We start from the raw sequence: 13,575 nt of genomic DNA, 5'->3' as shown, positions 1-13,575 counted from the left end.
TTTTAAATGCAGAAAACAGGAGTAAAGATGCCAAACATACAGCTAAATTCAGGTGTTTTCGGATGGATGATGTTGATCAGCCTGTTTTCCTGTACCAAGGAAAATACACCCGAGAAACCCTTGCTGCCTGACCCGACCGATGAGTCCCGGTATGATTTTATAAATCAGGAAGAAGTGTTCGGTTTTTACAACCAAAGCCGTTATTCTTATTGCCCAAGTCTGGTGAAAGAGCTGGATGGAAACGTGCATCTATTTTTTTGTGGAAACCCGGAGCAATTGGTGATGGTGGATCATATCTATCACATACAGATCCATCCCGACGGTACGCAGACCCTGCCGGAAAGCGTCGTACAACCGGGGCCTTCCGGTTCTTGGGATGATCACCACATCTGTGATCCTTCGGTCATCGGAGGTAGTTTTCGCATGGGCGGAAATACCTACAAGTACGCGATGTTTTACTTAACCAACCAATATGATGTTTATTACAACGAGGTAGGTGTAGCATTCAGCAACGACCTGAGCGCTGGACAATGGGTGAAATATCCGCAGCAGTTACTAAAGAAAACATGGGCGCATGAGGGAGATGAGCAACTCCCAAACGGAGGGAAATCTTGGGGGGTAGGACAGCCGTCGGCGGTTTCATTGGATCAGAAGGGCGAGGTGCTGCTAACGTATACGGTCGGGGATAAAAATGGGACGCGGATCGAATGGGTAAGATTGAATTTAACCGATATGGATACCTATGAGCCTATACCTTCCACCCGGATGGTAGATAATGGTTTAGTTAACATCGATTATACAGGTAGGGATTATACCTGCAATTCGGATTTTGCAATAGATCCTGAGGAAAATGTCATCGTCATGGTCAGGCCCGTGCAGCCCCATCCGACCACATATCCGGCGTACCTGAATCAAAGCCTGGAAGTAAACTACATGCCCCTGGATGATTTCCTGAGCAGTTCCGGGAAATGGGAAGTGATGGTGCGGATCGCTCCTTACCTGACAGGCTTTGCAAGAAATCATAATGCGGGACTGGAACGGGATCCGTATGGGGTGTTGGAAAACTGGAAAGCTCCTGTTGTTTATTACACGGTAAGCAAGGAGGCACCGGATGTAACACCTTCCGCCACATCCCATGCCGAATGGACCTATCATATCTGGAGAGGAGAGGTAATCAAACAATGATGAAACCGAAGAAAAATACCTGTAAAATGATCTTCCTGATGATCGCGTGGATTGTCATTCCGTTAGGGATGTCAGCGCAGATCAACGTGATTTTTGATACCGATATCGGTAGTGACTGCGATGATGCCGGTGCGATGGCTGTTTTGCATAAGCTGGCAGACCGGGGTGAGGTCAACATCATCGGGGTGATGTTCAGTTCAAATGCCAATCGATATGGCGTTGGTGCTTGCCACGCGATTAATACCTACTATGGAAGGCCTGACATTCCCATAGGTCAATACATGGGCGAAGATGAAATTGGAGACCCCAATGATTCTTATTCGGCCCTGATTGCCCGTGCAACGGATAAATACGGTCATTCGTTGGTTGATTCCACCACAGAAATCGTATCCTTGTACAAGAAACTGTTGGCGGACCAAACCGATAGCAGCGTTACCCTGGTATCGGTGGGGCATCCGGTAGCGTTATTTCATCTGATCCGGGATCCACAGGGAATGGATCTTGTCAAGAGAAAAGTAACCAAATGGGTGGCAATGACCCATACAGATCGCATCCCTCAAAATGATTGGAATTTCGGTAGAAATGGTACTGATAAATATATAAAGGAACTGTTGAAAAGATGGCCAACCGATGCTTATTTTAGTGGAGCCGGTGAGGATATCATTACCGGCAACCGGAAGCTTCCGAACACCGGAGATCGGAATCCGGTAAAGGCGGCATACGAATTCTGGCCGGGTAATGCATTAAAAAACGGCAGATCCAGTTGGGATCAGATCGCCGTGCTGTTTGCCGTAAGACCGGAATATTTTAATATTGAACCGGGTTGCCTAAGGCAAAATGACAACATGGAGACTTTTTGGACGACAGCTATTGACCCAGATTTAACGAAGCGTTTTAAAGTTGTCCCCCGTATTCCGAAAGATACGCTGGAAGATACGATAGAAACCTTGATGGCTGAAAATCCACGTTGAAGTATAGATGACTAACAGTTTTACACTAAATTAGAAATTAGATATGACAAAAAGCAGATTAGTAATTGGCGGCCTTTCGTTGTTTTTGGTTACCGCCTGTTCCACAACGGGAGTAAATAAAAAAAATGATCCTGATAAAGTCATTCCCAGCATCATTTTCGACACCGATATGGGCCCAGACTACGATGACATCGGAGCGATAGCGGTGTTGCATGCGTTGGCCGACAGTGGTGAATGCGAAATACTGGCTACGGTAGCCAGCGATGCACATCCATCCATTGCACCGACGATCGAGGTATTCAACCGTTATTTCGGCCGTGACAGTCTGCCTGTTGGCGCTGCGGTTCAAGGTGCGCCCGACTTCACCGCCCAAAACGGATGGAACGATACCTTGATCAATATTTTTGCCCCCGATGTGCGTATAAAAAGTTATCCCGACGCAGTGAGTGTGTACCGCCGTATGCTGGCCAGTCAACCTGATAATAGCGTGACGATTGTAACGGTGGGATTCTTTTCGAACATCAGTGCGCTGTTAGATTCACAGCCCGACGAATATTCGCCGTTAAACGGTATCGATCTTGTCAAGACAAAGGTGAAACAATTGGTGGCAATGGCAGGTGCATTTCCGGAGGGTGTTGAATTTAACGTCAACGAACATGCTTCGGCTGCGGTGAATGCCATGAACAAGTGGCCCAAACCTATCTTATTCAGTGGTTTCGAGATCGGTTTCAAGATTTTTACGGGCGGTAAAGTAGCCGCGCAAGGAGGGGATAATCCGGTGAGTAAAGGGTATGCGTATAACCTAAAAACCTATACCAAGGAAGGAGAGTCTAACCGCAATTCATGGGATCTGACAGCGGTGTTGGTTGCGGTCCGGAATCCAGCGGATTACTTTTATGTAAATGGACCGGGGAAATTTATCGTCCGTGAAGATGGATCAAATACGTGGGACCCGACAACCGATGGGGGTCACTATTTCCTGAGCCATAAATATCCATATAATCACGTCGCGGATGTCATCGATGGATTACTATTGCAGGGAGTATCACGCCGGCAGTAGTGAATCACAGTTAAACGGAGATGTAATGAAAGCAATGAAAAAATTTACACTGTCAATCGGAAGTTTTTCTATGTGTTGGTTACTGTGTTTTGGACAGGCACAGCACCCGGAGGAACCACAAAGAACAAAGGTTATTTCCCTCGCTGAACTACAAGACAAAATCAGGGGAGGCTGGGCGGGCCAGACAATCGGTGTTACGTTTGGCGGACCTACGGAATTTCATTACAACGGTACGTTTATACAGGATTATCAGACAATTCCGTGGTACGATGGTTACCTGAAGAAGTGGATGGAGGATGTTCCGGGGTTGTATGACGATATCTATATGGACCTGACTTTTGTAGATGTTTTTGAACGCTTGGGAATGGATGCGCCCGTGGACTCATTTGCGAATGCTTTTGCCAATGCAGGGTACACCCTTTGGCATGCTAACCAAGCTGCACGTTATAACATCCTCAACGGAATCAAGGCACCGGAATCGGGCCATTGGATGAATAATCCACATGCGGATGATATTGATTATCAAATCGAATCAGATTTCGCCGGACTGATGAATCCGGGAATGCCCAACTCAGCCTCGGAAATCAGCGATAAAATCGGGCATATTATGAACTACGGTGATGGCTGGTATGGCGGTGTATATGTAGGAGCAATGTACTCATTGGCGTTTGTATCGGATGACATTCACTATGTAGTGAAGGAAGCGCTTCGTACCGTTCCTGCTGAGAGCGATTTTTACAAATGTATTTCCGACGTGATAACTTGGTATGAACGGTATCCCGATGACTGGAAACAGACCTGGTTTGAAATACAAAGGAAATGGTCTGAAGAAGTGGGATGCCCGGACGGCGTGTTTGCCCCGTTCGATATCGATGCAAAAATCAATGCAGCTTATATTGTACTGGGCTTACTTTATGGCAACGGTGACTATACAAGAACACTGGAAATCGCTACGCGCGCAGGGCAGGACTCCGATTGCAACCCTTCAAGCGCTGGAGGTATTTTGGGAACCATGATGGGGTATAATAAAATTCCCGCCCATTGGAAAATGGGACTGGCCGATGTTGAAGACATGGAGTTTAAGTATACGACAATGTCCTTGAACAAGGTTTATGACATCGGGTATCGGCATGCGCTTGAAATGATCCGGCGCAATGGAGGCACAATCGACGAAAATACGGCAACGATTGCCTTGCAGCGTCCTACATCGGTGCAGTATGAGAAAAGTTTCGAGGGCCTATATCCGGTTGAGCGGGTTTCGGTAAATCAAACGATTACAGCTGAATACGCATTTGACTTCGAAGGGACAGGTATCGTACTGTTGGGATCCGCACATAAAGACCGAGACGAATTGCCAAACCATGTTTTTTCATTGGAATTGCATATCGATGGCAAAAAAATAGAGACATTTTCCATGTCTACCGATTATACCAAACGGCGCCACGAGATTTTCTGGAAGTACCAACTACGGGAAGGCAAGCACACCGTGAAAGTCGTGGTCACCAATCCCCGGGATGGTTATCGGGTATGGGCGGGTAACTATGTAGTGTATGGTAATATGCCGGTGGATGGGATAAACTACCATAGCACCATTTCCGGCAGGTAACCGTACTAAGCCAATATTGTATTAAAATAAGCTAACAATTTGTTGGAAAACCAGCAAATTGTTGGCTTATTTTGTCTTAGTTTTTTGCGAATATATAAATCCGATTGGTTAACCAAGAACTGATGACAACGATGGCAGACAAACATGAGAGTGAATCTCCTACCTTATTGGAATGGGCGGAAGTTGAGAAATATATAAAACGTGCAAAAGATGCGTTTGAACCGTATAGGCAATCTTCAGTGCAGCAGCGCATTGGTTTTTTACGCCAGATCGCCCATGAAATTAGCGCCATCCGGACCGATCTTATTGAAACCAGCCACGGGGAGACACACCTTCCCGAGGGGCGTCTCAGTGGAGAGATCGACCGGACGATTAACCAAATCCATTTGTTTGCCGGGGTGTTGGAGGAAGGATCGTGGGTAAATGCGATTATTGATACGGCCGATCCGCAACGTGCGCCGGTTCCGAAACCGGATATCCGGCAAATGCAGCGGCCTCTTGGACCGGTGTGCGTGTACGGGGCAAGTAATTTTCCCTTTGCGTTTTCGGTGGCCGGGGGTGATACAATATCGGCTTTGTCTGCAGGGTGTCCCGTATTGTATAAAGTGCATGAAGGGCATCCACAGACGTCCTTGCTGGTAGGCGGCTGCATCGAAAGGGCCGCTCGCCAAACAGGTATGCCCGATGGTGTATTCGCTTCACTGATGGTGGCAAGGGATGTGGGCGTACAGGTGGTTACCCATCCGTCGGTCACGGCAGTTGCCTTTACAGGCTCTTTCTTGGGGGGTAAGGCGTTGTATGACGCAGCGGCGAAGAGACCGGTACCGATTCCGGTATATGCTGAAATGGGAAGCATCAACCCGGTTTTTTTGTTGCCTGATCGATTGAAGCTCCATGCCGAGGCAACGGCCGCCGCGCTGGTGGCCTCTAATACCTTAGGCGCCGGACAGTTTTGCACCAATCCGGGATTGATGGTGCTGTTGCAGTCGCCCGACACGGAACATTTCCTGTCCATGTATGGGAAGCAGTTGGCCGAACAGACCTGCCATGCTATGTTGACACCGGGCATCCACAGGGCCTACTCGGCGGGGGTAGAACGTTTGAAATCCATGGTCGAACTCAGCACATTGGGTGAAGGAAAGAAAATGGAATCAGCCAATGCCGCCGTTCCGGTAGCCTTCCGCGTCAGTGGGAGCGATTTTCTTGGAAATAGCGCCTTGCAGGAAGAATATTTTGGCCCCGCGTCCATACATGTCGTCGCAGAAGACCGGGCGCAGTTGCTCGAAATAGCGGAAGCATTGGATGGACAGCTGACATGCGGAGTTTGGTGCACCGATACAGACATTGACTCATTCGGACCGCTATTTCAGCGATTGGAACAAAAAGCAGGGAGGTTGATTATCAATGGTGCTCCGACGGGTGTTGAAGTATGCCATGCGATGGTGCATGGGGGGCCTTTCCCGGCCACGACAGATACCCGGAGCACATCGGTGGGGACCCAGGCAATCTACCGTTTTACGCGACCTGTGAGTTACCAGAATTATCCCGATCGGTTACTGCCCGCGGAACTGCGGAACGGCAACGAGGCAGGCATCTGGCGGAAAGTAGACGGTGAACTGACCCGGAAGTCACGCTAAGAAAACAGGTGATTACAAGCGCTAAGGGATACGATGAAGATTTCGTGTTAAGAAAACAAATTATGAAGCTATACAAAACTACACTGGGTACCTTGCTCCAAGCAGTAGATGGTTATTATCAAATTGACCAAGATTGGGATGAACTGATTAACCGCGATCGACTTTACGATTATCTTGATAATCGGTCGAAATCGGCTCGCTCGGTAGATGAGAGGGAAGCCAAGGCATGGATCGCTAACAAACTGTTGCCGCCAATTGGCAATCAGGAGGTGTGGGCAGCAGGGGTAACGTATTTCCGAAGCATGGAAGCGCGGATGGAAGAGGCAAAAGAATCCGGCGGCGCCGACTTATACGATAAAGTTTATCACGCTGAGAGACCGGAACTATTTTTCAAGGCGTTGCCGCACCGAGTAGCGGGTCACGGTCAGACGGTAAGTATCCGCAAGGACTCCGCTTGGGATGTGCCTGAGCCAGAACTGACACTTTTCATCAATTCGTCGGGAAGTATCCAGGGGTATACCGTGGGAAATGATATGAGCTCCCGAAGCATCGAAGGGGAAAATGCGCTGTATCTTCCGCAGGCAAAAGTATACGATCGAAGCGCCGCGTTAGGTCCCTGTCTGTATGTGCCTGAACTGCCGATCGATCCTGAAACAACCATTGCGATGCAGATATCAAGGGCGGGAAAAGTGATGTTCAGCGACTCGGTGCAAATCAATCGGATAAAACGTCCGTTAGAAGAGTTAGCTGCTTATCTGTACCGTGAATGTCGATTCATATATGGAAGTTATTTGATGACAGGTACCTGCCTGGTGCCTGCCCATGATTTTACGCTAGCTCCCGGTGATGAGGTCGATATTACCATCGACTCCATCGGTACCTTGCACAATACGGTAAGTTATAACTGATCTTTTCTTTTCCATAAAATAATAAATGAGGATAAAAAACAGTTAGGATAGGATAGCAAATGGGTGGCTTGGCGTACTCCCTATCTCTATTTTTGCTATTAACAATTATACCTCACTTAGCGAAAAGAGAAATGCGAGTACTTTTGTTATCTTCCCTGTGGATGGTATGTATGGGTTTCAAGCCGGTATATGCCCAGCAACTTAAGGAATCGGAAAAGACAATCACCTTATTTGATGGAAAGACATTGAATGGCTGGAAACCGCTAAATCCAGCTGATGCGAAGTATTGGCAGGCAAAAGACAGTTTGATTATTGGAGGAGATGGGATCAGTAATGTGCCTCAAAATACGTACTTGCAAACAACCGATGAATACGGCGATTTTGAATTCAGGTGCCTGTTTCGTCTTTCCGGCGATGCCGCTACAGGGTTTATTAACAGCGGTATTCAATACCGTTCCAAGGTAGCGGGGAATGACATAGTGGGGTATCAGGCGGATATAGGCGACGGGCATTGGGGCGACATCTATGATGAGCATCGGCGCGGGTTATTGCTGCCGGGGGACCTGCGCATTGCATGGCGTATATTGAAAAGAGGTGGCTGGAACAGCTATATTGTTCGGGTACAGGGAAACCGGCACGAGCTTTACATCAACGGCGTCAAAACATGCGACTATGTGGAAACGGATATGACCGTCCCCGTTAAAGGCGTTATCGCGTTCCAGCTCCATGGAGGGGGTGCCGCAAAAATTGAAATAAGGGATGTGACGATCACAACCTTTGACTGAACAACGGTTGGTTCTGAACCCGTTGATAAATCCACAAATGAATCATGTATTAACCAGTTTATAAACGATGCAATCACGTCTATTTTGCTTTAATTTTCTATTCTTATTTGGCCTAGTATGTGTGGTATCCTGTACGGGTGACCGCCGTTCGACCGATTCCCAAGAGATTGACCGGGAGTATGTGTTGGATGCCAAAATGATCGGCTATACCGGGGTCGGCGGGGATATTGACGGTCGCCGTAATCCCGTGCTGCGCGCAAAAAAGGGTGAGCGTGTCAAAATTTCGCTGATAAACGGCGAACTGATGGCGCACGATATCACATTGGAGAAATTAGGAATAAAAAGTGAAACGATGCTGGAAGCAGGGGATACGACAAGCATTGTCTTTAAGGCGACCGAGGATGATACGTATTTTTGCAGCCTCCCCGGTCACCAACAGGTCATGCGGGGACAGTTTAAAATCGTAGAGAATTTTGAGGCGGCGGTTGTGAGCGACAACTGGGGGGTATCGCCCCGGAAAAATGGCCGCCCACTGAATCTCGGTTTTGAGCGGGGCAGTTTGCAGGACTGGAAGGCTACGGGTGATGCCTTTGGGCCACGGTCCGTTACTTTTGATCCGGCTCCGTGGTATCCCGATAGCGTCGTGCTGAAGCAATCCGGCGACTATTACGTAAGCAGCGGTGGCACGTTGAACTACCAAGCCACGGGAACACTTACTTCCACATCATTTGAAGTGACACATCCCTGGGCATCTTTTAAAATTACCGGTGGAGCATTGGCGGGATTACGGGCCGAATTGGTAGATGCAGTGGCCGATACGGTGATCTTCAAGATGTCGGGATACATCAACGAAAGCAAACCGAGCGATCCGGCACATGCTGCGTTCCGTCCCGTGGTGGTCGACCTGAGTCGGTACCAGGGTAAGGAAATCTTTGTCCGTTTGGTGGACGAAGAAACGGGAACTGTGCCTGAAATTGCGTATATCGGTGACAATCCCTGGGCACATATTTCGTTTGATGACTTCCGTTTCCACGAAGAAAGACCCACGTATGCCAATGAGCTAAGGCCGGATGACGTGGTCATTTTGCCTCCACGTGACCTGGTACCGAATGCCGGGCTTTCCGGTGCGGAAGCTGCCAAAGTAATGGATGTTCCGAAAGGCTTTAAGGTGACACTTGCCGCCTCCGAACCTGATATTGTCCGTCCGATCGCTTTTACGCAGGACGACCGCGGCCGATTGTGGGTGGTCGAGGCCCATACCTATCCCGTACGTGCACCCGAGGGACAGGGAAAAGACCGCATCCTGATTTTTGAAGATACAAATGGAGACGGGACATTGGATAGCCGCAAGGTATTTATGGAGGGGCTTAACATGGTGAGTGGCATCGAAATCGGATTTGGTGGCGTATGGGTTGGTGCCGCACCGTACCTCCTATATATCCCGATTGACGAGAGCAAGGATCTACCTGCCGGCGAGCCAAAGATCTTGCTGGATGGCTGGGGCTATGAGGATACCCACGAAACACTCAATACGTTTAAATGGGGGCCTGATGGTTGGTTATATGGCAATCATGGAGTGTTTACGCATTCAAACGTGGGTAAACCTGGCGCATCAGATCAGGAACGGACACCGATTAATGCAGGGGTGTGGCGTTATCACCCTAAACGGCACGAGTTTGAGGTGTTTGCAAATGGTACCAGTAATCCATGGGGAATTGATTTTAACGACTATGGCCACGCATTTACCACGGTATGTGTGATTCCGCATCTGTTTCATATGATTCAGGGCGGGAGGTACCATCGTCAGGGTGGCGAACATTTCAATCCGTATACCTATGAGGATATCAAAACCATCGCAGACCATGTACATTGGCTGGGCGATCAGGGACCGCATGCGGGTAACTTCCGTTCGGCTGCAGCCGGCGGTGGTCATGCGCATGCGGGTGCTATGTTTTACCTGGGTAACAAGCATTGGGATATCGATCGTAATGCCATTTTCATGAACAACATCAATGGATTCCGTGTAAATATGGATATCACGAAACGTGCGGGATCGGGATATACGGCAAGCCATGGAACTGATTTCATTAATACAAACGACTTTTGGTCGCAGTGGCTTAATTTCAGGATCACGCCCAGCGGATCGGTATTTGTCATCGACTGGTACGATAAAAACCAATGCCATAGTCCCAATCCCGATGTGCATGACAAGACCTTGGGACGTATCTTCAAAATCAGCCACGAACAGGATCAATGGGTGACCGTGGATTTACGTAAGAAAACGGATAAAGAGCTGGTCGCTTACCAACTTGATGAGAATGAGTTTTATGTGGTACACAGCCGGCGTTTGTTGCAGGAGCGGGGAGGTAATGCCGAAGTTCACGCCGATTTGTGGAAGATCTTTCATGAAAATCCCGACGTTACCCGCAAACTCCGGGCGTTGTGGGCACTGCATGTTACCGGAGGAATAAACGAAAAACAGGCCGAAGAGCTGTTGGATCATGCCGACGAATATGTACGCTCCTGGGCCATTCAACTGATTGCGGAAACCAAAAAGGTGCCTACCGGTGCGCAGCGGAGATTTGAATCGATGGCAAAGCGAGATACATCTGCACTGGTACGTTTGTACCTCACATCGGCACTTCAGCGGATGGCCTTGAATCAGCGGTGGGAGATCGTTAAAAACCTCGCTGCACACGAGGAGGATGCGGCAGACCAGAATATTCCCCTGATGGTTTGGTATGCGTTGGAGCCGCTGGTTGGGATGGATGCAGAACGTGCTACCGAATTGGTTAAAAACTCGAAATTGCCGAATTTGCAGGAATTTGTTTCAAGACGTATCGCGGATGGAAAAAAATAAATTGATCAGGCTTTCCATGGCATCTCTGGTTTTGACGCTGGTATGTCAGGATGCAGTGAGCCAGGGAAAGGGTAACGGAAATACCGTAACCTTTAAAAAACATGTATTGACCACCGCGTTTATTTCAGAGGGGGTGGCCGCGGCGGATGTTAACCGGGATGGGACCGTGGATATCATTGCCGGTGCCAAATGGTTTGAAGGTCCCGACTGGAAGAAAGTACATGACATCTATCCCGAAGATCAGGTGTTCGACGGTACGACGGGATACAGCAATTCCATGTTGAACTTTACAATTGATGTCGATCAGGATGGTTGGGTTGACTATATACGGGTGGACTTTCCGGGTAAGGAGGTATGGTGGTATCAAAATCCAGGTACAGGGGGTGGATTTTGGAAACAGCACACCTTGGCAAAAACCGCATCCAATGAATCACCGGCATTTGTTGACATGGATGGCGATGGCCGTACCGATATTTTATGTGGCGATCCGCATACAGGGGAGATGGTTTGGTTCCGATGTCCTTCTACCCAGGGCGATACGACTTGGACCCGCCACACCATCAGTGAGCCGAAGATGCCGGGTACGGAGATTTTTTCCCATGGACTTGGTTTTGGGGATCTCAATGGAGATGGACGAAGTGATGTCATTATCAAAGAAGGGTGGTGGGAAGCACCTATGGATCCTACCCAACCGGGCTGGGCTTTCCATCCGGCTGAATTGGGATTAAACGCTGCTCAGATGTACGTGATGGACGTAAATGGCGACGGTTATCCGGATGTCATCAGTTCGTCGGCCCATCGGTTCGGAATGTGGTGGTATGAGCAAGGACGCGATGCGGGCGGGAAGACGACGTGGAAACTTCATGAAATCAATAGCGATTACTCACAGACCCATGCCTTATCTTTGGTTGATCTGGATGGCGATGGTGACCTGGATCTGGTAAGTGGTATGCGTTATTTTGCCCATCAGGGTCATGACCCCGGCGAATCCAACGACCCCACAATTTTCTGGCTGGAGTTTGAAGCGGGAGAGAAGCCAACGTGGACCCTGCATGTGATTGACAACGACTCCGGTGTGGGGTTGAATAACGTTGTGCAGGATATGAATGGCGACGGTTTACCCGACATCGCTATTGCCAATAAAAAGGGGGTGTTTTACTTTGAGCGGATTGCGCCGTGAATGGCGCGCTGCCTAAGCTTGAGTATATTTTTCCGGTAGTCGATGACGCCACCGTAACGTGCTAGGATGTCACCACCGATCACACCGATAACCGGTTCCACCTCCAATTGTTCATATGCAAAATTGATGGAAGATAGATCGAGTATCGCTACTTCATAGTTTCGAAGGTGTAAGCCGCCGATTTGCAGATCAGGTACATTTAAGACAAAACTGGGCATGGAAGTGGTGCCTAAACCGGTTGATACCATGTCGGTATGCCGAAGTACGCTGTTTGGATGGAGGTGAAGGTGGTTTTCCACGGTTGCTTTGTCAAATACGGTTTTGGAAGCACCGGTATCCAGAACCGCTTTAAAATGCCTCCCAAAAACAATGACTTCCAACAAAAGGTGGAAGCCATCGTCCTGTAAGTTAAGCAAGGTCAGGGGAATGTAAACCATGGATTACAGGGCCCCTATTTCTTTTAATACGTTATTCATGTTACGTACCGCTTCGGCACTCTTTGCAAAGGAGGCTTTTTCGTCTTCATCAAGCGGAAGTTCAAGGATACGCTCCCAACCATTTTTACCGAGGATTACAGGAACACCCAGGTTGATGTCCTCCTGACCATACTCGCCTTCTAGATATACCGAAGCCGTAAACAGTTTCTTTTGGTCGCGGACAATACTCGCTACCACTGCAGCACTGGAAGCCCCCGGAGCGTACCATGCCGAAGTGCCGATCAGCTTGGTAAGAGTCGCCCCACCGACCATTGTATCTGCGATAATTTGCTGTTGTTCTTCGTCAGACAGAAACTGGGTTACGGGCAAGCTGTTCCAGGTGGCATGCTTAATGAGCGGAATCATGGTGGTATCGCCATGGCCGCCAATGACGATCGCATTCAGATCGGCAGGGGAAGCCCCGAGCCGCAAGCTGAGTTGATACCGGAAACGGGAGGAGTCCAATGTGCCGCCCATGCCGATAATCCGGTTTTTGGGCAATCCCGTGGCTTTGAGGGCCAGATAAGTCATGGTGTCCATTGGGTTTGACACCACCACGAGAATGATATCCGGTGAATGTTTCAACAGGTTTTCCGCTACGTCCCGCACAATGTTGGCATTGGTGCCGATCAGTTCTTCGCGGGTCATTCCCGGTTTACGCGGAATACCCGAAGTGATGACTGCAACTGTGGAACCGGCCGTCTGGCTGTAATCGTTGGTCACACCAATTATTTTGGAGTCAAATCCCAACAATGCCGCAGTTTGTGACATATCCTGCGCTTTGCCTTCGGCAAACCCTTCTTTAATGTCTAATAATACCACTTCTTCGGCTAATTCACTGCGGACGATGTTATCAGCAGTAGTGGCACCTACAGCACCGGCACCTACAACAGTTATCTTCATAAGC

11 protein-coding genes are annotated in these 13,575 nt (G+C 48.8%); 9 read left to right on the top strand and 2 right to left on the bottom strand.

Annotated elements, in window-relative coordinates; all coding sequences use genetic code 11:
- The first annotated feature begins 27 nt into the window (after window positions 1-27).
- From IEX60_RS22030 to IEX60_RS21990, 9 genes are all read left to right on the top strand, one after another.
- A complete protein-coding gene (locus tag IEX60_RS22030; protein WP_188753562.1) occupies window positions 28-1,185 on the top strand; it encodes a glycoside hydrolase family protein in 1,158 nt (385 codons plus the stop codon).
- Complete coding sequence (locus IEX60_RS22025; protein ID WP_188753561.1) at window positions 1,182-2,156, top strand: nucleoside hydrolase; 975 nt, start codon at window positions 1,182-1,184, stop codon at window positions 2,154-2,156. Before IEX60_RS22030 ends, IEX60_RS22025 begins: the two co-directional genes overlap by 4 nt.
- A 43-nt stretch (window positions 2,157-2,199) precedes the next feature.
- Entirely contained in the window at window positions 2,200-3,216 is a 1,017-nt protein-coding gene (locus tag IEX60_RS22020; protein WP_188753560.1) for a nucleoside hydrolase, read from the top strand.
- A 25-nt stretch (window positions 3,217-3,241) separates the two neighbouring features.
- The gene (locus IEX60_RS22015; RefSeq protein WP_188753559.1) at window positions 3,242-4,822 is read left to right on the top strand and encodes an ADP-ribosylglycohydrolase family protein; all 1,581 of its coding nucleotides are present in this window, start codon (window positions 3,242-3,244) and stop codon (window positions 4,820-4,822) included.
- A 122-nt stretch (window positions 4,823-4,944) separates the two neighbouring features.
- Window positions 4,945-6,459 (top strand): aldehyde dehydrogenase (NADP(+)), encoded by a 1,515-nt coding sequence (locus tag IEX60_RS22010; RefSeq protein ID WP_188753558.1) that lies wholly within the window; start codon window positions 4,945-4,947, stop codon window positions 6,457-6,459.
- A 62-nt stretch (window positions 6,460-6,521) separates the two neighbouring features.
- Window positions 6,522-7,367, top strand: a complete 846-nt coding sequence (locus IEX60_RS22005; protein ID WP_188753557.1) for a fumarylacetoacetate hydrolase family protein — start codon at window positions 6,522-6,524, stop codon at window positions 7,365-7,367.
- A gap of 131 nt (window positions 7,368-7,498) precedes the next feature.
- Window positions 7,499-8,152: a 3-keto-disaccharide hydrolase gene (locus IEX60_RS22000; protein WP_188753556.1), complete on the top strand. Its 654-nt coding sequence runs from the start codon at window positions 7,499-7,501 to the stop codon at window positions 8,150-8,152.
- Window positions 8,153-8,219: 67 nt separating this feature from the next.
- Window positions 8,220-11,012, top strand: a complete 2,793-nt coding sequence (locus IEX60_RS21995) for a PVC-type heme-binding CxxCH protein (RefSeq protein WP_188753555.1) — start codon at window positions 8,220-8,222, stop codon at window positions 11,010-11,012.
- Window positions 10,999-12,192 (top strand): FG-GAP repeat domain-containing protein, encoded by a 1,194-nt coding sequence (locus IEX60_RS21990; RefSeq protein ID WP_188753554.1) that lies wholly within the window; start codon window positions 10,999-11,001, stop codon window positions 12,190-12,192. The genes IEX60_RS21995 and IEX60_RS21990 overlap by 14 nt, the downstream gene beginning before the upstream one ends.
- Here IEX60_RS21990 and IEX60_RS21985 read toward each other — a convergent pair.
- Complete coding sequence (locus IEX60_RS21985) at window positions 12,168-12,629, bottom strand: retropepsin-like aspartic protease (RefSeq protein ID WP_188753553.1); 462 nt, start codon at window positions 12,627-12,629, stop codon at window positions 12,168-12,170. The genes IEX60_RS21990 and IEX60_RS21985 overlap by 25 nt on opposite strands.
- Window positions 12,630-12,632: 3 nt before the next feature.
- Window positions 12,633-13,571: a malate dehydrogenase gene (locus tag IEX60_RS21980; protein WP_188753552.1), complete on the bottom strand. Its 939-nt coding sequence runs from the start codon at window positions 13,569-13,571 to the stop codon at window positions 12,633-12,635.
- Window positions 13,572-13,575: the final 4 nt, after the last annotated feature.

Origin of the sequence: Parapedobacter defluvii, from assembly GCF_014642075.1 — a bacterium.
GTDB lineage: Bacteria > Bacteroidota > Bacteroidia > Sphingobacteriales > Sphingobacteriaceae > Parapedobacter > Parapedobacter defluvii.
The sequence above is the reverse complement of the archived record's forward strand: the minus strand, read 5'-3'. Positions and strand labels throughout refer to the sequence as shown.

Bases quoted from the DNA above. Each gene is read 5' to 3' on its own strand.
- IEX60_RS22030 (WP_188753562.1), top strand. From the start codon at position 28: ATGCCAAACATACAGCTAAATTCAGGTGTTTTCGGATGGATGATGTTG.
- IEX60_RS22025 (WP_188753561.1), top strand. From the start codon at position 1,182: ATGATGAAACCGAAGAAAAATACCTGTAAAATGATCTTCCTGATGATC.
- IEX60_RS22020 (WP_188753560.1), top strand. From the start codon at position 2,200: ATGACAAAAAGCAGATTAGTAATTGGCGGCCTTTCGTTGTTTTTGGTT.
- IEX60_RS22015 (WP_188753559.1), top strand. From the start codon at position 3,242: ATGAAAGCAATGAAAAAATTTACACTGTCAATCGGAAGTTTTTCTATG.
- IEX60_RS22010 (WP_188753558.1), top strand. From the start codon at position 4,945: ATGACAACGATGGCAGACAAACATGAGAGTGAATCTCCTACCTTATTG.
- IEX60_RS22005 (WP_188753557.1), top strand. From the start codon at position 6,522: ATGAAGCTATACAAAACTACACTGGGTACCTTGCTCCAAGCAGTAGAT.
- IEX60_RS22000 (WP_188753556.1), top strand. From the start codon at position 7,499: ATGCGAGTACTTTTGTTATCTTCCCTGTGGATGGTATGTATGGGTTTC.
- IEX60_RS21995 (WP_188753555.1), top strand. From the start codon at position 8,220: ATGCAATCACGTCTATTTTGCTTTAATTTTCTATTCTTATTTGGCCTA.
- IEX60_RS21990 (WP_188753554.1), top strand. From the start codon at position 10,999: ATGGAAAAAAATAAATTGATCAGGCTTTCCATGGCATCTCTGGTTTTG.
- IEX60_RS21985 (WP_188753553.1), bottom strand. From the start codon at position 12,629: ATGGTTTACATTCCCCTGACCTTGCTTAACTTACAGGACGATGGCTTC.
- IEX60_RS21980 (WP_188753552.1), bottom strand. From the start codon at position 13,571: ATGAAGATAACTGTTGTAGGTGCCGGTGCTGTAGGTGCCACTACTGCT.